The 21,977-nt window shown below is 45.3% G+C and carries 15 protein-coding genes and 1 tRNA gene; 5 read left to right on the top strand and 11 right to left on the bottom strand.

The genetic code is table 11. From position 1 onward, the window contains the following. Positions 1-28 precede the first annotated feature (28 nt). From VL525_RS12830 to VL525_RS12785, 10 genes are all read right to left on the bottom strand, one after another. Complete coding sequence (locus VL525_RS12830) at positions 29-376, bottom strand: Spx/MgsR family RNA polymerase-binding regulatory protein (RefSeq protein ID WP_325387140.1); 348 nt, start codon at positions 374-376, stop codon at positions 29-31. A gap of 147 nt (positions 377-523) precedes the next feature. After that, positions 524-2,968 (bottom strand): outer membrane beta-barrel protein, encoded by a 2,445-nt coding sequence (locus VL525_RS12825; RefSeq protein WP_325387138.1) that lies wholly within the window; start codon positions 2,966-2,968, stop codon positions 524-526. Between the two features lie 130 nt (positions 2,969-3,098). Beyond that, positions 3,099-5,579, bottom strand: a complete 2,481-nt coding sequence (locus tag VL525_RS12820; RefSeq protein WP_325387136.1) for an outer membrane beta-barrel protein — start codon at positions 5,577-5,579, stop codon at positions 3,099-3,101. A gap of 157 nt (positions 5,580-5,736) precedes the next feature. Further along, positions 5,737-6,297: an aminoacyl-tRNA hydrolase gene (pth, locus tag VL525_RS12815; RefSeq protein ID WP_325387134.1), complete on the bottom strand. Its 561-nt coding sequence runs from the start codon at positions 6,295-6,297 to the stop codon at positions 5,737-5,739. Between the two features lie 169 nt (positions 6,298-6,466). After that, positions 6,467-7,051 carry a 50S ribosomal protein L25/general stress protein Ctc gene (locus tag VL525_RS12810; RefSeq protein ID WP_325387132.1) on the bottom strand — a complete coding sequence of 195 codons (585 nt, stop codon included), beginning with the start codon at positions 7,049-7,051 and terminating at the stop codon, positions 6,467-6,469. Between the two features lie 51 nt (positions 7,052-7,102). Continuing rightward, the gene (locus tag VL525_RS12805) at positions 7,103-8,047 is read right to left on the bottom strand and encodes a ribose-phosphate pyrophosphokinase (RefSeq protein ID WP_325387130.1); all 945 of its coding nucleotides are present in this window, start codon (positions 8,045-8,047) and stop codon (positions 7,103-7,105) included. 138 nt (positions 8,048-8,185) lie between these two features. Continuing rightward, positions 8,186-8,256: transfer RNA gene (locus tag VL525_RS12800), tRNA-Gln, on the bottom strand. A gap of 129 nt (positions 8,257-8,385) precedes the next feature. Continuing rightward, positions 8,386-9,342: an acetyl-CoA carboxylase carboxyltransferase subunit alpha gene (locus tag VL525_RS12795; protein WP_325387128.1), complete on the bottom strand. Its 957-nt coding sequence runs from the start codon at positions 9,340-9,342 to the stop codon at positions 8,386-8,388. A 97-nt stretch (positions 9,343-9,439) separates the two neighbouring features. After that, on the bottom strand, positions 9,440-10,210 hold the full coding sequence (locus tag VL525_RS12790; protein ID WP_325387127.1) for a hypothetical protein: 771 nt from the start codon (positions 10,208-10,210) through the stop codon (positions 9,440-9,442). A gap of 350 nt (positions 10,211-10,560) precedes the next feature. Beyond that, a complete protein-coding gene (locus VL525_RS12785; RefSeq protein ID WP_325387125.1) occupies positions 10,561-11,892 on the bottom strand; it encodes a Gfo/Idh/MocA family oxidoreductase in 1,332 nt (443 codons plus the stop codon). Positions 11,893-12,072: 180 nt separating this feature from the next. On the opposite strand from VL525_RS12785, the gene VL525_RS12780 reads away from it, so the two are divergent. Together VL525_RS12780 and VL525_RS12775 are read left to right on the top strand one after the other, a co-directional pair. Then, positions 12,073-12,522, top strand: coding sequence for a DUF1003 domain-containing protein (locus tag VL525_RS12780; protein ID WP_325387123.1), 450 nt, complete (start codon positions 12,073-12,075; stop codon positions 12,520-12,522). Further along, the gene (locus VL525_RS12775; protein WP_325387121.1) at positions 12,522-13,193 is read left to right on the top strand and encodes an NAD-dependent epimerase/dehydratase family protein; all 672 of its coding nucleotides are present in this window, start codon (positions 12,522-12,524) and stop codon (positions 13,191-13,193) included. The genes VL525_RS12780 and VL525_RS12775 overlap by 1 nt, the downstream gene beginning before the upstream one ends. On the opposite strand, the gene VL525_RS12770 is transcribed toward VL525_RS12775, so the two are convergent. Then, positions 13,194-14,141, bottom strand: coding sequence for a glycosyl hydrolase family 18 protein (locus VL525_RS12770; RefSeq protein WP_325387118.1), 948 nt, complete (start codon positions 14,139-14,141; stop codon positions 13,194-13,196). A 396-nt stretch (positions 14,142-14,537) separates the two neighbouring features. Here VL525_RS12770 and VL525_RS12765 point away from each other — a divergent pair, with 396 nt between their 5' ends. The 3 genes from VL525_RS12765 to VL525_RS12755 all read left to right on the top strand — a co-directional run bounded on the left by VL525_RS12765 (position 14,538) and on the right by VL525_RS12755 (position 21,916). Next, positions 14,538-16,943 carry an ABC transporter permease gene (locus VL525_RS12765; protein ID WP_325387114.1) on the top strand — a complete coding sequence of 802 codons (2,406 nt, stop codon included), beginning with the start codon at positions 14,538-14,540 and terminating at the stop codon, positions 16,941-16,943. A gap of 93 nt (positions 16,944-17,036) precedes the next feature. Beyond that, positions 17,037-19,478 carry an ABC transporter permease gene (locus VL525_RS12760; protein WP_325387112.1) on the top strand — a complete coding sequence of 814 codons (2,442 nt, stop codon included), beginning with the start codon at positions 17,037-17,039 and terminating at the stop codon, positions 19,476-19,478. A gap of 62 nt (positions 19,479-19,540) precedes the next feature. Next, positions 19,541-21,916 carry an ABC transporter permease gene (locus VL525_RS12755; protein ID WP_325387110.1) on the top strand — a complete coding sequence of 792 codons (2,376 nt, stop codon included), beginning with the start codon at positions 19,541-19,543 and terminating at the stop codon, positions 21,914-21,916. The last annotated feature ends 61 nt before the right edge of the window (positions 21,917-21,977 follow it).

Raw genomic sequence — 21,977 nt, 5'->3', positions numbered from 1 at the left:
GATCGACCATGGTTTATGGCCGATTACCCTATTTCAAAAAATGTTCTTTATAAGCCTGCTCGTCAAACCCGAAGAAAAGAAATTTTCCGTCCTCGATAACCGGGCGCTTAATGATGCTGGTTTTCTCCTGCAATAACGGGAATGCGGCATCAGCGGTAACAATGCTTTCCTTCACCCGCTCGTCAACATCCTTCCACACGGATGATTTTTTATTCAGGAATTTTTCGTACCCAGCCTTCTTATTCCATTCTTTTAGTTTTTTGGCAGATACGCCAAGCTTTTTAAAATCATGAAACTCGAAATCAATATGATTGGCCTTTAGCCAGGTAAGCGCTTTTTTTACCGTGTCGCAATTGGGTATCCCGTAAACTGTCATGCGGCGAAATTACAGATTTGGTGCATGGCTATAAAATCTTATTTGCCGCTGTCTTTTGGCTTCACCTAAATCCTCTTCAGAGGAGAGGACTCCAATATAATTCTCCTTTCTTTAAGCCCCCCTCTCCCCGGAGAGGGGCCGGGCTCTTTATTTGCCGCTATCTCCCCCCTTGTTGCCGCCTTTGATATCATCATTCTCAATACCGCGTTTATTCTTTTTGATCTCCGCTTTCAGCTTTCCGAAACGATAGCTAAAGCCGACGTTGAGCGAGCGGTAAGGAAACTCTGAAGCACTGGTACGGTAAAAATTAACATCCGTGGTAGTGCTGCGATTAGTTTTATATCGTGCATATGGATTGGACACGTTGATAAATATCGAGCCTTTCTTCTTCAATATATCCTTTGAGGTACTGATAGAAGTAAAAACGTATGCGCTTGACTTCCCCTGCAACAATACATTGGCGCTGTAAAAGCCACCGTTGATTCCAGCCCTCCAGGTGTCGCTGATCTTGTAGCCTGCATAAGCAAATGTATACCCCTGGAAACCCTCGTTGGAGTATAATTGCCCATTGATATAACCGCGCAGGAAAATGTAAGAGAAGTTTCCGTTGATATTCAGATTCAGCTTTTTGGTGATCGGGTAATTAAAACTGATATGTGCTCCGAGGTTCTTATCACTGCCGACATTCTGATACGTGGTGTAGGTTACCGTATCGAGCAATTTGGTGACATTCTGGATGGTGTTGTTAGCGAAAGAGTAGCTAATGCCCAGGTTAATATAACCGTTTGAAAATTTGCTGTAATTCAGTTCGAATGCGTGACTCAAAACTGGTCGCAGATTTGGGTTGCCCGTGCTGATAAATTTGCTGTTCAGGCTATCAACAAAGGGGTTAACCTGCGATATGTCCGGGCGTTGTATGCGGTTGGTAAAGCCAAAGTTAACACTCCACCCCTTAAACTTGCGCTGAATGGATACAGAGGGTATCACATTAGTATAATTTTGTGCAAGCGGCGTACCTTCAGTAACAAAATTGGCATTCACGTCGGTGTTTTCGATCCGCAGGCCAGCCTTAAAACCCCAGTCCTTCAGGTTTAACTGGTAGGTATTATAAAAACTGTAAACGTTTTGCTGGTAGTTGTAGGTATTGTCGCTTCGCGGATCATTAACGTAAACATGGTTTACGGTGTCCAGGTCTGCGGTTTCAAAATCGCTGTAATTTTTCCGTAATATCGCTTTCAGCCCGCCTTCAATATTTATCTTTTTCAGCGGATGTACGTAATCCACCTGGAAAGTCTGCTCGCGTGTTCCTGTGGCGTTGGTCTGATGCAGGCTTGGCACGGCATAGTTGTACCTGTTCAGCACGTCGATAAGGTTGTCATTCGAATTGGGCGACTTGTCATATTTATACGACATTGTCAGCAACCTGTCCTTGTTGCTTTTAAAACCAAGCTGGTAATTAATGCCCGCATCCAACCCGCTCCACCTGGTATGGCTGGTGGTGTTTTGAAGATAGCTCTGCGTCAGTCCGCCGTTGCCGCCGAAGGTTTGAGAGATTGAATTACCCAGGCTGTTAAAATGCGCTCCGTTCAGATCGAGTGAAGCGGTAAGTAGGTTCAGCGTATCTATTTCATAGCTAAATTCCTCGCTCGTGTACAGGAAATGCCCCGTGGTTGCGTTCGAACCGGATTGTGCCAGGTTTGACAGAAGATTCTTCTGATCATCAAAAGTTTGCAAGGTGTTTTGGGAGGTAACGGTGGTCTTAGTACGGTCACTTGCACCACTGTACATCGATAAGCCAAATTTTCCCTGCTTTACGGTAAGCGATAGCCCGCCCCCCGGACCATATATGGTATTCTCGCGCAGGTTTATATTGCCATTGTAACCCTGGTCAACCTTTTTATTGGTGATGATATTGATAATACCGGTCAGGCCCTCTGCATCGTATTTTGCAGGTGGCGTTGTAATCACTTCTATCTTTTGGATACTGCTGGCCGGCATCGACTTGAACACATCCGAAGGGTTATGCGCTATAAGCGACGATGGCTTGCCGTTGATCAGTATCTTATAATTTCCGCTGCCTTTAAGTTGAATATTATCACTGGCATCCACTGTAACCAGCGGAACTTTCCGCAGCATGTCCAGCACATTTTGGGTCTTGGTTTCCGGGTCGGCCTGTACATCGTAGCTTATCCGGTCTATCTCCTGCTTCACCAGCGGCTTCACTGCCGTAATCGAAACATCCTGCAACTGTTTGCTGGTTGCAAATAAGGCTACTATACCTACGTTAATCTCCTTGCCCGTTCCGGTAAGTTGCACGGTTTTGTTAGCATATCCTATAAAAACGAAGGTTACCTGGTACGTCTTCCCTTCCGGGGCGCTTATCGAAAAAGAGCCGTTGTCCTGGGTCAGGCCACTTTTAATCGCCTGCTTGGTCGCGGCATCCTGTAAGGTAACGGTCACAAAACTTATAGGCGCTTCGGTGGCTGAATCGATTACTGTTCCCTTGATCGTAATATTGGGCTGCACTGCAGTTTGTGCCAGCACAAAAGTTGAAAGTAAACAGGTAAAAATAGCAGTCAGAAATGTTTTCATGCAAAGGCTTAGCTATAGGGTAGTACAAGGTAAATTCATCAGCCCGCAAAGGAAAACATTTTAACATAATTTAACTAACTAATTAGTTTTGTAACGGACGTTTTACCTGGCACCCATTTTCCCCCCTTATTTACTTGCTGCCGCCGCCTGAATTATTGCCGCTGTTATTGCCGCCCCCCTTGGTGTCGTCGTTCTGGATACCGTGTTCGTTACGTTTTATCTGGCTGTTTAGCTTACCTATCCTGAAATTGAAACGTACCGCAAACGACCGGTAGTAGTTCTGGCTGGACAAGTTCTGGTAAAAATCACCGGCATTTACCGTTGTCCTGAACGTATTAAATTTGCTGTAAGGGTTGTTGGCCACCAGCACAATGGTCATCTTACGGTTGAAGAATTCTTTGGAAACAAGGTATTGGTTAAAGATAAAATCGCTTGACCGGCCCTGCAGGTTCACGCCACCGCTGAAATAACCGGCGTTAAACGAAACCGCAAAGCCACTGGTGCCGAATTTATACCTCAAATTACCGAATGCATTACCGGTGAACCCGGTATTGGTATATTCCTTTCCATTGAGTTCGCCGCTCAGCCATAAGTAGTTTATCTGGCCATTAAGGCCCATGGTAAATGTTTTAGTGATATTCAGGTTGGTATTGATATTTAACCCTAACGTCTTATGAGTCCCCAGGTTCTCGAAAGTGGTATACGTTATTTTACGCTGCTCGCCATTAACGAGTACCGAGTCCAGCCTCGATATATTTTGTATCGAGTTATTCGAGAAAGCATAGCTCAGGTCGATGTTGATAGCGCCATGGCTGAAATTGCTGTACGTAAGGTCGAAGGTGTTGTCAAGCTCTGGCTTTAATGCCGGGTTACCCGAATTGATAAATGTAGGATTTGATTTGTCGACAAACGGATTTAGCTGAAATATGCCCGGACGTAATATGCGCTGTGTAAATCCAAAATTAATGCTACTGCTTTTGAAGCTGCGTTGTATAGATATGGAAGGTATCAAATTATTATAGCTTGGTGCCGTGCTAACGTCCGAAGACGTAAAATGGGCATTGATAGCGGTGTGCTCCAGTCGCAAGCCACCCTTTATGGCCCATTTTTCAAGCTTTAACTGGTACGAATTATATAAGCTTAATATATCCTGGTGATAGGTAAAATCATTGGTCAGGGTATCAACGGTCGCGTATTGCTGCGTTACCGAGTCCCTGTTCTCAACATGAAAATTGCTGTAGTTATCACGTAGAATTGCTTTCGCTCCCGCCTCTATTGAAAGGGCCTTCGAGATAGGACTGGCATAATCTAACTGTATCGTGTGGTCCCTGTCTCCTGCATCATTATATTGCTGGTAATCCGGGAAGCGGGATTCGGGATAGCTGAACCGGTCGCTTAGTACATTACCGTTGAATTGCTTATTGGGCGAATAGCTGTATTTATACGAAAGCGTAAGCAGCCTGTCTTTCGAACTTTTGAAACCCAACTGGTAATTCACCCCAATGTCCAGCCCGGTAAACCTGAGGTTTGCCGTGTTGTTTAAATTATAGGATTGGGTCAATACGTCATCCATGCTTGTATTTGCAAATTGCAGGCTGCGCTGGTCCTGGTTATTACCAAACAAGTTTAAAGAAGCTGTTACCAGGTTGAGGGAATCAATTTCAAAACTAAGTTCCGTACCACCATAATGGAAATGTGCCTTTTGATTATTAGTGCCCGTCTGTGATATTCTGGTATTGGTGGAAAAGATACCTGCCTCGTTATCAAAAGTGGTTGTGGTATTACCGCCACTGCCAAAGCCGCCAAAAAACGACATCCCGAATTTGCCCTGCTTTAAGGTTCCGTTCAGGTTATACCCAGCTCCAAAAACGGTATTGAAACGGGTGTTCAATCCGATGTTATACCCCTGGTCGGCATTGCGTTTCGTAATGATATTGATAATACCCGACAGCCCTTCAGCATCGTACTTCGCGGGTGGCGTTGTGATCACCTCGATCTTCTGGATATTGGTAGCCGGCATCGATTTCAACACATCCGATGGATTCTTTGCTACCAAAGCCGATTCCTTGCCATTGATCAATATTTTATAATTACCACTTCCTTTCAGTTGAATATTATCATTGCCGTCGACCGACAAAAGCGGCACCTTACGCATCATATCCAGTACCGATAGCGCCTTGCTATCCGGGTCGGCTTGTATATCGTAAGTAATACGGTCCACTTCCTGCTTCATCAGGGGCCGGGCGGCCGTAACAGACACTTCCTGCAACTGGCTGGACGACGGCGCTAACAGGATCTTCCCCATATCAATACTGGTGCCTGTACCCGTAACCGGAATCACTTTACTTTTATAGCCCACAAAAACAAAAGCTATTTCCAGGGGCTGGGTCGAATTGGTGTTCAGCGAAAAGCTCCCGTTATCTTTACTCAAACCGCTGCGGATACCCTCGTGCGTTTTTGCATTTTGCAGTGCCACCGTTACAAAACCCATAGGCTTATTCGCAGCTGAGTCGATGACGTTCCCCTGTATGGTCACGGTCGGTGGCGGCGCCTGTGAAAAAGCAAGGCTAGAGAAAAGGCAAAAAAGCAGCGCTAGTAAAGGAAATCTCATGTGTGATGGTTTAGGCAAAATGACGCTCAGAGACGCAAAACGTTACAATTAAAAATGGCTTTTTAACACTTAAAAGGCTGATTTTAACATATTTTAACTATTCGCTTCCAAAAATCCCCCTGTTAGGGGGATGATGTTTTGTGGCTACAGGCGGACGTTATTTATTATATCGTGTCATAGTCAACTCAGTGCCAACAGTCGCAAAGCTTTTGATCATTTTAATAGCGCGTTCGATCAGTGCAGGTAATTCCGGTAATTCATCGTCATCAAAACCGCTTAGCACATAGTCAACCTGCCTGCCTTTCGGAAAATTATCGCTCACACCAAAGCGCAGGCGGGCGTAGTTGTTATGGCCAAGGGTAAGCTCGATATGTTTTAACCCATTGTGACCGGCTGCGCTTCCTTTGGGTTTTAAGCGCAGTGTGCCTAAAGGCAATGCTATATCATCTACTATCACGAGTACATTTTCTATCGGCACCTTCAGCTCCTGCATCCAATAATTTAGGGACTTACCGCTCAGGTTCATATAGGTGGTCGGTTTCACCAGGCAAAGGGTACGCCCTTTATATGGCACCTCGGTATAATAGCCAAGGCGCATATTATAAAACCCAACGTTTTCCTGTTTGGCCAATTCATCCAATACCATAAAGCCTATATTATGCCGTGTATCGGCATACTCCTGCCCTATGTTCCCTAAGCCGACGATGAGATATTTCATGTTGTAGTTAATGGTCAATAGTCAATGCCAATAATATTGCCGCTAACTATATCACGAAAGTTCAATTATACAAAAATAGCGATGGGTTTAAAACCTATCGCTATTTAAAATCAGTGCAATCAAAATCCAATCGGTGAAATTATTCATCAATTGGTGTAATTACCAAAATTTATTTTTTGCCGGCAGCAGCTTCCTGCTCAGCCTGGCGCAATGCACGCGAGGTAGTTACCGATACAATGGTATCTTCTTTAGCATTGGTAATAACCAACTTGTCAACTTTCAGGTCGCTTACACGTACTGATTTACCAACTTCCAACCCTTCGATGCTTACATCGATGTTATCCAGGTGATCTTTTGGTAACGCTTTGATACGCAGTTTGCGGAGTTTCTGTACTAATTTACCACCCATTTTAACACCTGGCGAAGTTCCGGTCAAACGGATCGGGATCTCGATGGCAATAGGTTTCTTTTCGTCCAGCTGCAAAAAGTCAACATGCAAAATCTGCTCTGTCAACGGGTGGAACTGGATGTCCTGCACAATAGCCTGTGTTGTTTTACCGGCAACGGTAATATCGATGAAATGAACGACCGGGGTATAAATTACCGGCTTCAAATCAGCTGCGGACACTGCAAAGTGGGTTTGGGTTGTCCCACCGTAAAGTACTGCAGGCACCAAACCCTGGTAGCGCAGTTCCTTAGCGTCGCGTTTCCCTACGTTCTCTCTTGGAGAACCGCTAATAGCAATTGATTTCATTGTTTTTTATTTGTTTATTATATAGCCCATGGTTAATTCCATGGTTTGTTGTTAATCTACTTTAAACAGCTGGCTTATCGAGCCATGTTCGTTTACATTCAATATCGCTTTGGCGAACAATTCAGCCGTCGACAATACTTTTATCTTCTTGCTTTCGTGCTTCAGCGGAATGGTATCCGTTACGATCAATTCTGTAAGCACCGAGTTTTCTATCGTTTCGTAAGCCTTACCCGATAAAACAGGGTGCGTACAAACCGCTCTTACGCTGCGTGCTCCGCGCTCCATGATCAGTCCGGCTGCTTTGGCCAGCGTGCCGGCGGTATCACAAATATCATCTATCAGCACAATGTCCTGGTCGGTAACATCACCTATCAGCGTCATCGATTCTATCTCGTTGGCGCGTTTACGGCGTTTGTCGCATATCACCACCTCGGCATTAAAGAACTTGGCAAAACTGCGAGCCCTGTACGAACCGCCCATATCCGGCGAAGCGATGGTCAGGCTTTCAAGCGCCAGGCTTTTGATATACGGTACAAATATGATGGACGCATCCAAATGGTCAACCGGAATATCGAAAAAGCCTTGTATCTGCGCTGCGTGCAGGTCCATCGTCATAATGCGGTTGATACCTGCTGCTACCAGTAAATTGGCAACCAGCTTCGACCCTATAGCCACACGCGGCCTGTCTTTCCTGTCCTGGCGTGCCAGCCCATAATACGGGATAACAGCCGTTACATAATGCGCCGATGCGCGTCGCGCGGCATCGATCATCATCAGCAATTCCATCAGGTTATCTGTAGGCGGACAGGTTGATTGTATCAAAAACACATCGCAACCGCGTACCGTTTCGTTAAAATGCGGCTGAAACTCGCCGTCGCTGAAACGTGATACGTCAACTTCACCCAATTCCCTGCCATAAGCCTTGGCAATTTTGTCTGCAAGTTCAGTGGTGGCCGAACCGGCAAATAATTTGATTGGGTTAAATTGTACTGGCATCGTTTTTTTATTTCGGATTTCGGATGTTCGATTTCGAATTTATCAATATAAAGCTTCTTAAAAAAAACAATTCGGATTCTATTTTTGCCCGGTTTAAAAATCCGAAACCAAAAATTCGAAATCCGAAATCTTCAAATGTTGCCCGACCAGGATTCGAACCTAGACAAACGGTACCAAAAACCGTCGTACTACCTTTATACTATCGGGCAATCTCTGTTTAAAAGATGCCTTTTAAAACAGTGTGCAAATATAGGACGAAATTTTTAAGTTCAAAAGCTATTTTTAAAAAAGCGCCAGGTAGACATTTAAGCCTTAAAAATGAGCAACATACGTCTTATTTATCCTTCAACAACAACCCCCATCGAACAGAATTTATCTATCCTTTCGGCTACCAACTGGTCAGCATCTTTGGCTTTCAGTTCTTTCAGATCTTTGATCAGGTGCTTTTTCAGGATGGTAGCCATAGCTACAGGATCTTGGTGCGCACCGCCCATCGGCTCTTTTATAACACCGTCGATGAGCTTATTTTTCAGCATTTCCGGCGAACTTAGCTTCAACACCTCGGCTGCTTTTTCTTTATTTTCCCAGGTTTTCCAAAGGATGGTAGAACAATTCTCGGGCGAGATAACTGAATACCAGGAATTTTCAAGCATAAATACCTTATCGCCTATTGCCAGCCCCAATGCACCACCCGATGCGCCTTCACCAATGATCACGCAAATAACCGGCACACGCAGCACCGACATTTCGAGCAAATTACGGGCTATAGCTTCGCCCTGGCCACGTTCTTCCGCTTCAAGGCCGGGGAATGCTCCGGGTGTATCTATCAGGGTAATAACAGGTTTATTGAATTTCTCGGCAAGCTTCATCAGGCGCAGTGCTTTGCGGTAGCCTTCGGGGTTGGCCATACCGAAGTTGCGGTATTGCCTGTCTTTGGTATTGCGCCCCTTCTGATGACCGATAAACATGGCGGTCTCGCCGTTTATCGACCCAAAGCCACCAATTATCGCCTTATCGTCGCCTACCGTCCGGTCGCCATGCAATTCGATAAAATCATCACACATCAGCTCAAGGTATTGCAGGGTATAAGGCCTTTCCGGGTGGCGGGATATTTGAACCCGCTGCCAGCCGGTTAAATTGGAATATATCTGGGTTTTGGTAGTTTCGAATTTTTCCTGCAACTCATTAATAGTTGCAGACATATCTACCTTGGTCTTTTCTTCAACCTGCTGCACCTTATCTATCTGCGCTTGCAGATCGGCCAAAGGCTTTTCAAAATCAAAAGTGATCTTCATATGCTTTGTAACGGGTTGCAAAGTTAAACAACTTAAGTTGGATTAGATTGATTAAGTTTGAAAAGTTGATCGGTTTGCCCGTTTTCAAGCTTTTCATTTACTTAACCGGCGTTTCCAGGCTCTCCAGTTTAGTGATCTGCGCTTCGCTCAATACATCTCTTGTTTTCAGACAAGCCTGCAAAACGGCATTCCTGATCTCGCCCATATATAAACCATACCGGTTGGTATAAAATATCACCGTGCCATCAACTGCCTGCTTGCTTTGAAAGATAGTATCCAGCATTTTTTCATTTTTGACGATATTCTCACCCATTTCAATACGTTTTCGGTGCAGTGCCGCCGATATCTCCTTCAGTTTACTCAGCTGCCCCGGATTCAAACCCAGTTGTATTTTGTATTTAAGCGCTTCGTCGGGCAATGGATAATGATTCAATACACCTGCAAGCGCCATGTTATCAAAGTCCTCTCCTTTCATCAGCATGGTATAGCGCTCGTCGCTTAGGGTTTTTACTGTCGAATGTATTGTGGGCTGGGCCGCTGTATAAGCCTTGATATTCTTTCCCGGCAGGGCCTTTGCAACGCTGTCGGTGCGGCCACGCTTTACCTTGCGGGTTGAGAATGGCTTCCGCGAAACTTGCTTTGCTGTGCTGTCAATGGTATGCAATGCAATTGTGCTGTCAGCCTTTGTATCTTTCGCAGCAGTTTTTGCCATGGTGTCCACGGCAGGGAGTTTCGACAGGCTGTCAACCACCAACCTTTTTGCCGTTGTGTCCGCAGGGATACGCCGTGTACTGTCCGAATCTGATTGGCAAAAGGCAACAGCAGAAAAAAATAATAACGATATAACGAGGGGTAGCTGTTTTATCATATTGGGCTTTCCGAATTACAGGTGATGTTTTTCAAAAATAAGGAAATCCTGCAAATAGTTTAAGAAAGCTTTGTCGGCAAACAGAAATTTTGAACTATAACCAGGAATGGGGGCCGAAGCCCGCACCAAATATTTTCCTGATCTTTAAAGTATTTGTTGGTTTATAACTGTTAGCAAAGGGCAGCTAATCGATAATCAAATATAAACAACACGGACTGAAAACGCATTGTGTTTTTAAAGAATTACAAATAAGCGGCGTCTAAAAATCGACTTCAATAAAAAACGCCAACGAATTGGCGTTCTTATTATCATTTTTACAAAAAACAAGCCCTAATAAAAGCCCGCTAAGCTTAAACTTTTGGCAGTTTATAGCCATTGTGGTACTCTTTCATCAGGTATTCCTTGTTAATGGCATGATCGGTAAACTGATGTTCGGCGTCGTTCCATTCCAGTTTTTTGCCGCTGCGGTAAGCAATGTTGCCCATCTGGGCCACGGTAGCTACATGTGCACCAGCCTGTATAGGACAATGCAAATCCTCCAGTTTGCGCGATTTAACAACACTCACAAAATTTTCCCAATGTTTGTCCAGCCCGTTATCCGACTGCGCCACAAATGGCTTGCTCACTTTGCTTTTGCTTTGCCTTTCCTCTATCACTTCCCATCCGCCACGATTTAAAATAAGCGTGCCATTATTGCCGATGTATGCGATACCGTGATCGCGGTTGTACGACCCGTTATCGATCCCCATAGCCGAATCCCAAACCATGTTAAAGCCATCAAATTCATACAAGGTGGTCAGGGTATCAGGTGTTTCCTCGTAAAGATCAGGATAGGCAAAGCGCCCTCCTAAAGCTGATACTGACTTTGGAACCGGCGATTTCATGCCCAATAATCCATAATCCAGCAAATGCACACCCCAATCGGTCATTAAACCGCCCGCATAATCCCAAAACCAGCGAAAATTAAAATGAAAGCGGCTTGAATTGAAAGGCACTGTTTTAGCAGGGCCGAGCCAGGCTGCATAATTTACCCCCGCCGGCGGTGCGCCATCGGCAACTACGGGGCCGGGCTTCATCCATCCCTGGTAACACCAAACTTTTACGGTGCGGATATTGCCTAGTTGTCCGCTTTGTACAAAATCAACGGCATCCTTAAAATGCTGCTGGCTGCGCTGCCATTGCCCGGCCTGTACTACTTTATTGTATCGCTGTTGTGCGGCTACCATGGCACGGCATTCGCCAATGGAATTGCCGACCGGCTTTTCTACGTAAACATCCTTCCCGGCCTCACAGGCATGCATCATGATCATCGCATGCCAGTGGTCGGGCGTACCGATAATTACTGCATCAATATCCTTCTGGTCAAGCAGGGTTCGGTAATCATCGTAACGCCTTACTTTCGAAGTATCATAATTCATCTTCGCCAGGTCCTTCATACGGGCATCCATCACGTTCTTATCCACATCGCATATCGCCACCAGGTTTACACCGGGGATCTTCATGGCCGAAGTCGTATCGGCCCAACCCATTCCATTAACACCGATAGCACCGATATTTAATTGGTCCGAAGGCATTATCCGGTTTTTGAAAATAGCGAAAGCGCGGCTGTCTAATGCCGATGCCAGCACAGTGCCGCCGGTAAGCAGGGCGGACTTCTGCAAAAAATCTCTTCGGGAGCTCATAAAAAGTCAAATTGGTTCCGATAAATATAAGCTTATTTTTAATTGTCCAAAGTACAATTACGCAATTTATAGCTTACGCTCAAAGCACGTCGCCTCGCATTAAAAAGACATTAGAAATCACACGGACTGTTTTATCATTTAGTAATTGGCTATATTTAATCACTTAACAATTTAAACTTTATGGGCGAACAAAAAAACTGGCTGCAAAGGACATTGGGGAACAAAACCTGGCACGAGCAACAAGAGGATTCAATGACTTTTGGGCAACGCCTGGCCGACTGGGTGGCCACGGGCATGGGGTCGTGGCGGTTCATTGTCTGGCAAACCATTATCGTTGCAGTATGGATGGTACTGAACACCATTGCATGGAAATATCATTGGGACACATATCCGTTCATCTTATTAAATTTGGTTTTTTCCACCCAGGCTGCTTATGCCGCTCCCATCATTATGATGGCGCAAAACCGGCAGAACGACCGCGACCGGGTGCAGGCGGCCGCAGATTATCAAACGAATTGCGAGGCTAAAGAAGAAATCGAGGAATTGCAAAAACGATTAAACACTATCGAGGTGGATAAATTGGATAAGATAATTGTAATGCTGCAGGAACTAAAAGACAAAAATATATAATGCCCGAAAAGAGACTGAAGGTAATAATTACAGGCGCTACCGGTATGGTGGGCGAAGGCGTGGTGCACGAATGCCTGCAACACACATTGATAGATGAAGTACTCATCGTGAACCGGAAACCGTTTGGCGCTACCCACCCAAAGCTGAAAGAGATCGTTCACACTGATTTTTTTGACATAACTGTCATTGAAGAGCAACTGAAAGGTTATGATGCCTGTTACTTTTGCCTGGGGGTATCGTCCGTAGGAATGAAAGAACCGGAATATTACAAGCTGACCTACACGCTGACTCTCAATTTTGCAGAAACGCTTGCGCGCCTTAACCCGGATATGACTTTTGAATACATATCCGGCGCAAGTACCGACAGCACCGAAAAAGGCAGCAGTATGTGGGCAAGAGTGAAAGGAAAGACCGAGAACGACCTGGCCAGGCTGCCTTTCAAACAAGTCTACAATTTTCGGCCGGGGTATATGCACCCCACGCCTGGCTTGCGCAACACCAACAAGTTTTATAAATACATCACCTGGATGTATCCATTACTAAAGCTGATATTCCCCAACAAGGTAAGTACGCTGGGGGAACTTGGCCAGGCTATGATCAACGCCTCGATCTACGGTTACGAAAAACAAATATTAGAAGTGCCTGATATCAAAGCCCTGGCTAAACGATGATCATTTTTTTTGGCTGACAACCTCGGCAACGGCATTCAGCAGCGAATATTTGCCTTGTGCATCGCCCAGTAACTGCCATATCATCACGCCGCCTGCCTGCTGCAGTGCAAGGGTTGTTTTGTTTTTGATGGTCGGGATGCCGTTGTAATAAAGGGTGCCGCCTTCGGGAAATGCCCATTCGTCTTTATCTTCAGCGCCACTGTACGTGCTTACTATCTTCCCGAACGACATATCGCCCGGCGCACCCGGCCCGAAGCCATACCCGTAAAATGGCAAACCAAGATTCAGTTTCCCATTGGCTATACCTTTTTCACCGGCCCAATAATTCATATCCTCAACCGCCATTTCGTAAGGTGCATGCGGTCCCGGCTTTTCGGGTCGCCACGGCCCGGTTTTATCGTACGACATGATACTGATAAAGTCGAACTGCGCTAAAGCCTTGTCAGTATACCGCTCTTTATAAACGGTTGCCACAGCCGCCGTCAGCAATTTCCCCTTAGGTTTTAGCACTGCAGAAAGCGTGGTGATAAAGTTTTCATAATTGGCATCCACCCGCTCCCCTTCCAGGTCCACATCAATACCATCCAGGTTATAGATCTCCGATAATTGCGCCAGTTTCTGCACAAGCGCCTGGCGGTTACCATCTGCCAGTAACGAGGTATAATACGCCGGTGCCAGGCCGCCGCCAATGGAAGCCAATACTTTGATATGCAGGCCGTGCATTTTATCGGCAAAAGCTTTTAGTCCCGGCATTGAAGCGAAATTCCCCGCCGAATCGGGATTAATAAAGGCGATGTTGATATGCGTTACCTTACTGTAATCAACCTGCGCGGCCTGACCCGCAAGGATATTGTTTGTACGCAAATAACCTATTACTCTAAATTTTTGCTGGGCGTTTGCAGAAAGACAAGCGGCTGCTATCAACCAGACCAGTAAATATTTTCCCATAACCAGGTTAAGATCGGTTTATAATATTGCTAAAGTAGTAATCTTTTTTGTCGGTAATGCATGGCCTGGGGCTGCCGGATGAAGTATTGAAAAAAGTGCACTATAAAAATGCGTTCAGGCTGTTCCCGCAGATAAACCGGTCACTATTTCCATAATAGGCTGCACGCTACTGTAACAAAACCGTACACTTTTCGTTCGGATACGAACAATGCTACCGCTTCGTAGATCAAATCAAATCGCTGTATATCAAAACATTGCAATATCGGCATGATATTGTTATGCCTTAAAGCCTGTCTTCTTCCTGATAATAGTTAACTGGTGACTGGTTAACCGGCGATTAGTCAATTAATTATGCCATCAGTTACCTAATAACCAATGACTTAATGACTAACAACCATGATTAAAAACTATTTAAAGATCGCCTGGAGAAACTTGTTAAAGAACAAGGCGCATACGTTTATTAATGTTACCGGGCTGTCGGTTGGTATGGCGGTAGCAATTCTCATCGGCCTTTGGATATGGGACGAATTATCCTACGATAAATATTTCCAGAACTACGACCACCTGGTACGCGTAATGCAACACCAAACCTTCAATGGCGAGCGGGGTACACAGGGCTCCATACCACTGCCATTGGCGCCAAAGTTACGGGATGAATATACCGGCCCGTCAAAAGATTTTAAATATGTGGTGATATCCACCTGGACACAAGGACATATTCTTGCCTATAAGGACAAAAAGCTGAACCAAAGCGGTAACTGTATTCAACCCGAAGCGCCGGAAATGTTCACCCTGAAAATGCTGAAAGGCACCCGTGCAGGCCTGAAGGACGAATCGTCCATATTGCTTTCGGCGAAACTGGCCAAAGCGCTTTTTGGGGATGCTGATCCGATGAACCAGGTAATTAAGGTTGACAATAAAAATATAGTAAAAGTTACAGGCGTATATGAAGATTTTCCGCGAAACACCTCGTTTAACGATATGGCGTTCATGCTTCCATGGAATTATTACCTGATTAACAATCCCTGGACGAAGGGAAACCTCAATGAGTGGGGCAATAACTCGTGGCAAATATATGCACAGTTAAACCCAAATGCCAATATCGACCAGGTGTCGGCCCGTATCAAAAACTTAAAATTAAACGCCCTTACCTTAGTGAATGACAAACTCAGTTTGAGTTTTAAACCATCGTTGTTTTTACACCCGATGAATAAGTGGCACCTGTATTCGGAATTTAAAAACGGCGTGATCGTGGGTGGTAATATCGAATTTGTCTGGATGTTTGGTATCATCGGTGTATTTGTATTACTGCTGGCCTGTATCAATTTCATGAACCTTAGCACTGCCCGGTCAGAAAAGCGTGCCAAAGAAGTTGGTATCCGCAAAACACTGGGTTCATTGCGCCAGCAGCTTATCACCCAATTTTTCAGTGAGTCGTTGTTAGTATCGGTTTTCGCTTTCGTATTCTCTGTAATATTGGTACAGCTGGCCCTTTCGTGGTTCAACCAGGTCGCGGGTAAACAAATGAGCATACCCTGGTCGAGCCCGGCGTTCTGGATCATCGGGATAGTTTTCACCGTATTTACAGGTATAATTGCAGGTAGTTACCCGGCATTTTACCTGTCGTCCTTCCAACCCGTTAAGGTTCTGAAAGGAACTTTCCGCGCCGGGCGTTTAGCTTCCTTGCCGCGCAAAATACTGGTGGTGCTGCAGTTTACTGTTTCGGCCACTTTAATTATAGGCACGGTGGTTGTCTTCACTCAGGTGCAATACACCAAGAATCGCCCGGTAGGTTATAGTCGCGAAGGCATGATACAGGCATACCAGCAAACGCCTGACATACACAACCATTTTGAAGCAGTAAAGTATGACTTGCTAAAATCAGGCGCTGTATCTGCTGTCGCTGAATCAGGCAGTCCTGTTACCGATATCTGGTCTGATCAGAGCGGTTTTTCATGGGAGGGTATGCCGCCGGGCTTGCAGCCTGATTTTAACGTGGTGCACGTTTCACCCGATTTTGGCAAAACCATCAACTGGCAGATCAAAGAAGGCCGTGACTTCTCGAAAGAGTTTTTGAGTGACTCGTCGGCGCTTATCGTAAACGAAGCCGCGATAAAATTTATGGGGTTAAAGGGCTCTCCCATCGGAAGACCTATCAAATGGTACAGACAATTTCACATCATCGGCGTGGTAAAAGACATGGTGATGACCTCGCCTTACGAACCGGTTACACCGACTGTATTCAGCGAGTTAAACGGCGACCAGGGCATTACAAATATCCGGCTGAATCCGCACATGGGCACAAGCGAAGCGCTCAGTAAAATAGAAGCGATATATAAACAATACGATCCGGGAAGCCCGTTCACTTACGAGTTTACAGATACAACTTATGCCAAAAAATTTGCTGACGAGGAACGTACCGGCAAGCTTGCAGGGTTCTTTACCTTCCTGGCCATCTTTATCAGTTGTATGGGCCTTTTCGGCATGGCGTCATTCATGGCCGAGCAACGCGTCAAGGAGATAGGGGTAAGAAAAGTTTTGGGCGCATCTGTTACCAATTTATGGGGATTGATGTCAAAAGAATTTATTGTACTGGTTTTCATATCGCTGGTGATAGCCACGCCAATAGCACACCATTTTATGTCGGGCTGGCTGTTACGGTATAAATACCATGCCGACCTGTCGTGGTGGATATTTATAGCTACCGCTGCCGGTGCGATGATCATCACATTGCTAACAGTAAGTTACCAAAGTATCAAGGCCGCCACCGCTAACCCGGTGAAGAGTTTGCGTTCCGAGTAACCGGAGATCAGTTAATTAGTGAATAGGGTATCGGAAACCAATTAATGAACTGTTGAAAACGAATCATTGAACTGATGAACAAAATGTAAAATCATGTTAAGAAACTATTTAAAAATTGCCATAAGGCAATTGCGCAAGCAAAAAATGTATGCGGCGGTGAAGATTGGCGGCTTTGCCCTTGGTATTGCTGCCTGTATACTGATTGCCTTATACATTAGGAATGAGACAAGTTTCGACCGTTCGTACCCCGATGCCGATCGCATTTACCGCGTAGTAGGCTATTATAACGGCGACGACAAAACAGAAAAGGGAACCGACTGGCCTGCGCCGATGGGAAAAGTGCTGAAATCTGATTTTCCGGAGGTAGAAGCATCTGGCAGGCTGATGCCAAACTCATTATTCGACAAAGCAGGAAGTAACGAAATAAGGCGTGCTGACAAAACCCAGAATACTTACGAACAGGGCTTCACTTACGCCGACCAGGAAATGCTGGATATACTAAAACTGCCCATGGCTTACGGCAAGCGTGAGGATGCCTTGAAGAAGCCTTATACATTGGTAATATCGAAACGAAAGGCAGAAAAATACTTCCCCGGGGAAAACCCGATTGGCAAAGTGATGTACCTGAATAATGACAAAGCGCATCCGTACACCGTTGGCGGCGTAATGGAAAATATTCCGGAAACCTCGCATCTGCGTAAATTCGATTTCCTGCTGACATTAAAGGGTGTCGAATTTTACCAGGGTGAACAAACCAACTGGAATGCCAGCAATTACCCTGATTATATCCTGCTGCGCCCGGGCACCAATGTTGCTCAATTCGAAAGAAAGATGACCGCCAACCTTATCAAAAATTACTTTCTTCCGGCTATGGTCGGCTCAGGCATGAAAGACGCCGAAAAAGAAGCAGCAAAATTTAGCCTTCACCTTCAAAATATTAAAGACATTAATTTAAAATCATACGATATTTATGATGATACGCCCCATGGCGATATCCGTTTTGTTTGGCTGTTCGGAGCCATCGCTGGTTTTATCCTCGTGATAGCCTGTATCAATTTCGTCAACCTTTCAACGGCAAAATCGGCCAACCGTGCTAAAGAAGTAGGTCTGCGAAAAGTTGTAGGATCATACCGCAGCAGCCTGATCAACCAATTCCTTACCGAATCATTTATTTACAGCATTATTTCATTCCTGCTTGGTATAGCTATAGCATGGTTGTTATTGCCGTATTTTAATACGCTGGCTTCCAAATCGCTCATCATGCCGTGGAGTAATTGGTGGTTTATCCCGGTAATGCTGGGCGCTGCGACTATCGTTGGAATTGTTGCCGGCTTATACCCTGCTTTTTACCTGTCCGGCTTTACACCGGTACAAGTTCTCAAAGGCTCCATCAGCTCGGGCAGCAAAAGTTCCATTCTGCGTAACTCGCTGGTGGTCTTCCAGTTCAGCGCATCCATTATCCTCATTATCAGCACCATTGTTATTTATAATCAAACGCACTATATCCTTAATAGGGAGGTTGGGTTTGACAGAGACCAGGTTGTTGTGATACAGGGCACCAATACCCTTGGCGATAATAATGTAAAAAGTTTCAAGAACGAATTGTCGAAGATCTCTTCTGTAAAAAGTGTTTCGATAAGCGATTACCTGCCCATTTCCGGCACCAAACGCAATGGCAATACTTTTTATAACGAAGGGCGGACGAAACTGGATGCCGGGGTTAGCGGCCAATTTTGGCAGATAGACGACACTTACCTGAAAACAATGGGCATTAAACTGGTGGAAGGCAGAAATTTTTCCTACCAAATGGCTGCTGACACGCAGGGTTCGGTTATCATCAACCAGACGCTGGCCAAAAAACTCAACCTTAAAAAAGCTGTAGGAGCGCACATTACCAATGGCTATGGAAAGTTCACCGTTATAGGCGTTGTGAAAGATTTTAATTTTGAATCGATGCACGATCATATCGGCCCCATTGTGCTCAATTTCGGGCTCAGTCCATCCATAGTATCCGTAAAAGTTGGCGGATCGGATATGAAAAATACGCTGGCGAATATCACTTCGCTTTGGAAAAAATATTCACCCGATCAGCCTATACGTTACACATTTTTGGATGAGCAGTTCGCCAATATGTACGCCGACGTGCAGCGTACCGGCAGCATATTCACCAGTTTTGCGGTATTGGCTATCATTATCGCCTGCCTGGGCCTGTTCGCTTTATCAGCCTTTATGGCCGAGCAGCGGAGCAAGGAGATCGGCATACGCAAAGTATTAGGTGCAAGTGTTCGCGGAATCACAACAATGCTATCCATGGATTTTGTGAAGCTGGTGTTTTTGGCCATTGTTATAGCCTCTCCTATTGCCTGGTGGGGTATGAGTAAGTGGCTGCAGGATTTTGCCTATAAAGTGCCGGTCAGCTGGTGGATATTCGCTTTGGCGGGTGTGGCCTCTATACTGATCGCATTGATCACTGTAAGTTTTCAGTCCGTTAAAGCGGCACTGATGAACCCGGTGAAGAGCCTTAAATCTGAGTGATCAGAGCCTGGAGGCTATAGATTAGGCAGCAAATTTAGAAATTAGCATTTAGAGTACCCATTATGATACGTAACTATTTAAAAATCGCCTGGCGTAATATCTTAAGCAATAAGATCTACAGCGCGCTCAATATCCTGGGTTTGGCGGCAGGCATGGCCGTTGCGCTCATCATCGCGTTGTGGGTGGAATATCAATATTCGTTTGACAAGGCTTTGCCCAATTATGAGCAATTGTACCAGGTGAGGCGGAATTTTAACAGTAATGGTGAAACGCTAACTTTCAGCACCACATCGTTAAAACTGGCGGACGCTTTGCGAAACAGCATCCCCGAGATCGAGTATGTTGCGGAATCCGACTGGATGGGCTCACATGGATTGATGGTGGGTAATAAGAAGTTTTACATGGATGGCGCCCAGATCGGCGGAGATTTCCTGAAAATGTTCCAATACCCGTTGGTCGACGGCAATGCCAATACAGCGTTACACGATGCTTACTCCATTGTGCTTACCCAATCTACAGCAAAGGCATTGTTTGGTGATGAAAACCCTGTCGACAAAACCGTGCGTGTGGATAATCAGCACGATCTGAAAGTGACGGGGGTACTGAAAGACTTGCCACCTAACTCCTCATTCCAATTTAAATACCTGATACCATTCAGCTACCTGGAGCAAACGCAGGATTGGGTTAAAAGATCGCGCGCCGGGAGTTTTGACAATAACGGGTTTCAGCAATTTATTAAATTAAAACCGGGGACGTCCTATGCACAGGTTGCGGCCAAAATAAGGGACATTGAAAAAAACGGTGAGCCCCGTAATACCAACGCAAAAAACTCCAGTGTGATAATTCAGCCGTTAAAAGACTGGCATTTGTACAACGAATACAAAAATGGGGTTGCCAACAGCGGTTTTATTGATTATGTACGCATATTCAGCCTGATAGGTGTGCTGGTTTTATTGATCGCCGGTATCAACTTCGTCAACCTGTCTACCGCACGGTCAGAGAAGCGGGCGAAGGAAGTAGGTGTGAGAAAAGCCATCGGCTCTCAGAGAAAAGATCTTATTTTCCAATTCCTTACGGAATCGACCCTTATTACTGTCATTTCTTTTTTCTTCTGCCTGCTGTTTGTGCAACTGGCTTTGCCCGCGTTTAATTTATTGGCAAGTACATCAATAAGCGTTCCTTTCGGCAATGTCGTTTTCTGGTTAGCTATGACAGGCTGTGTACTGATAACTGGGTTGCTGGCAGGCGCTAAACCCGCGCTCTATCTTTCGTCATTCAACCCGGTAAAGGTTTTGAAAGGTACCATTAGTGGTGGAAAATCAAATTCATTATCCCGCAGGGTCTTGGTGATCGTGCAGTTCAGTTGTTCAATTGCCCTTATCATCAGCACCGTTATCATTTATAACCAGATCCAATATGCCAAAGACCGGCCTACTGGTTATAATACCAACAATTTGATGGCTACAGACATGAATGATGACCTGGGCCGGAATTACGTCGCGTTAAAAAACGAATTATTACGAAGCGGGCTGGTACAATCTGTAACCACAGCTTCAACACCGGCAACGGCAGTAAACTCGCACGGCGATATCACCTATTGGCCGGGTAAAAATCCCGGAGAAACGGTGGAGATGGGATATGTAGGGATATCAGACGATTACTTTAAAACCCTCGGAATGCAGATGAAGGAGGGAAGAAACTTTTTCCCAAACTCCAAAGCAGATACTAATAGTGTGATCATAAATGAGGCCGCAGTAAAACGGCTGCGATTAAAAGATCCGTTGAACCAGGCGTTGACTTTTGACAAACTACCCATAAAAATAATTGGCGTAGTAAAGGATGCTTTAATGATCTCTCCCTTCGCCGCAGCAGATCCCACTGTATTTTATGTGGGGGGCAGCGGTAACCTCATCTATCGCTTAGCGCCTAACCAGAATACACATGATGCGGTAACCAAACTTACAGCCATATTTAATAAATACAACCCGGCTTTCCCCTACACCTATCGCTTTGTGGACGATGATTATAACCAAAAATTCAACCTCGAAGTATTGATAGGCAAGTTAGCCGGCATATTTGCTGCGTTAGCTATATTCATCTCGTGCCTTGGCCTGTTTGGTCTTGCCGCGTATGTAGCCGAGCAGCGTACCAAAGAGATAGGTATCCGCAAAGTGCTGGGCGCAACCGTGGGCCAGGTATGGGTATTACTGTCAAAAGATTTTGTAATGCTGGTGGTAATCAGCTGTGTAGTGGCCTCGCCCATCGCTTATTATTTCCTGCAAAACTGGCTGATGAAATATGAGTATCATATCAAAATAAGTTCAGGCGTATTTATTGTCTCCGCTATGGGAGCAATAGTTATCACCCTGGCTACTATAAGTTTCCAGGCAATTAAGGCCGCCCTGGTGAACCCCGTGAAGAGTTTGAAATCAGAATAGGCCCTCCTAAATCCTCCCCTGTTGGGAGGACTTTTAAACATGAATAGAAAATAAAAAAAAT

This window comes from Mucilaginibacter sp., assembly GCF_035492695.1.
GTDB lineage: Bacteria > Bacteroidota > Bacteroidia > Sphingobacteriales > Sphingobacteriaceae > Mucilaginibacter.
The sequence above is the reverse complement of the archived record's forward strand: the minus strand, read 5'-3'. Positions and strand labels throughout refer to the sequence as shown.

What these genes read in the sequence shown, in the direction of transcription:
- VL525_RS12755 (WP_325387110.1), top strand. Translation starts at nt 19,541, where the DNA reads ATGATACGTAACTATTTAAAAATCGCCTGGCGTAATATCTTAAGCAAT.
- VL525_RS12760 (WP_325387112.1), top strand. Translation starts at nt 17,037, where the DNA reads ATGTTAAGAAACTATTTAAAAATTGCCATAAGGCAATTGCGCAAGCAA.
- VL525_RS12805 (WP_325387130.1), bottom strand. Translation starts at nt 8,047, where the DNA reads ATGCCAGTACAATTTAACCCAATCAAATTATTTGCCGGTTCGGCCACC.
- VL525_RS12780 (WP_325387123.1), top strand. Translation starts at nt 12,073, where the DNA reads ATGGGCGAACAAAAAAACTGGCTGCAAAGGACATTGGGGAACAAAACC.
- VL525_RS12820 (WP_325387136.1), bottom strand. Translation starts at nt 5,579, where the DNA reads ATGAGATTTCCTTTACTAGCGCTGCTTTTTTGCCTTTTCTCTAGCCTT.
- VL525_RS12785 (WP_325387125.1), bottom strand. Translation starts at nt 11,892, where the DNA reads ATGAGCTCCCGAAGAGATTTTTTGCAGAAGTCCGCCCTGCTTACCGGC.
- VL525_RS12770 (WP_325387118.1), bottom strand. Translation starts at nt 14,141, where the DNA reads ATGGGAAAATATTTACTGGTCTGGTTGATAGCAGCCGCTTGTCTTTCT.
- VL525_RS12775 (WP_325387121.1), top strand. Translation starts at nt 12,522, where the DNA reads ATGCCCGAAAAGAGACTGAAGGTAATAATTACAGGCGCTACCGGTATG.
- VL525_RS12765 (WP_325387114.1), top strand. Translation starts at nt 14,538, where the DNA reads ATGATTAAAAACTATTTAAAGATCGCCTGGAGAAACTTGTTAAAGAAC.
- VL525_RS12795 (WP_325387128.1), bottom strand. Translation starts at nt 9,342, where the DNA reads ATGAAGATCACTTTTGATTTTGAAAAGCCTTTGGCCGATCTGCAAGCG.
- VL525_RS12825 (WP_325387138.1), bottom strand. Translation starts at nt 2,968, where the DNA reads ATGAAAACATTTCTGACTGCTATTTTTACCTGTTTACTTTCAACTTTT.
- pth (WP_325387134.1), bottom strand. Translation starts at nt 6,297, where the DNA reads ATGAAATATCTCATCGTCGGCTTAGGGAACATAGGGCAGGAGTATGCC.
- VL525_RS12830 (WP_325387140.1), bottom strand. Translation starts at nt 376, where the DNA reads ATGACAGTTTACGGGATACCCAATTGCGACACGGTAAAAAAAGCGCTT.
- VL525_RS12790 (WP_325387127.1), bottom strand. Translation starts at nt 10,210, where the DNA reads ATGATAAAACAGCTACCCCTCGTTATATCGTTATTATTTTTTTCTGCT.
- VL525_RS12810 (WP_325387132.1), bottom strand. Translation starts at nt 7,051, where the DNA reads ATGAAATCAATTGCTATTAGCGGTTCTCCAAGAGAGAACGTAGGGAAA.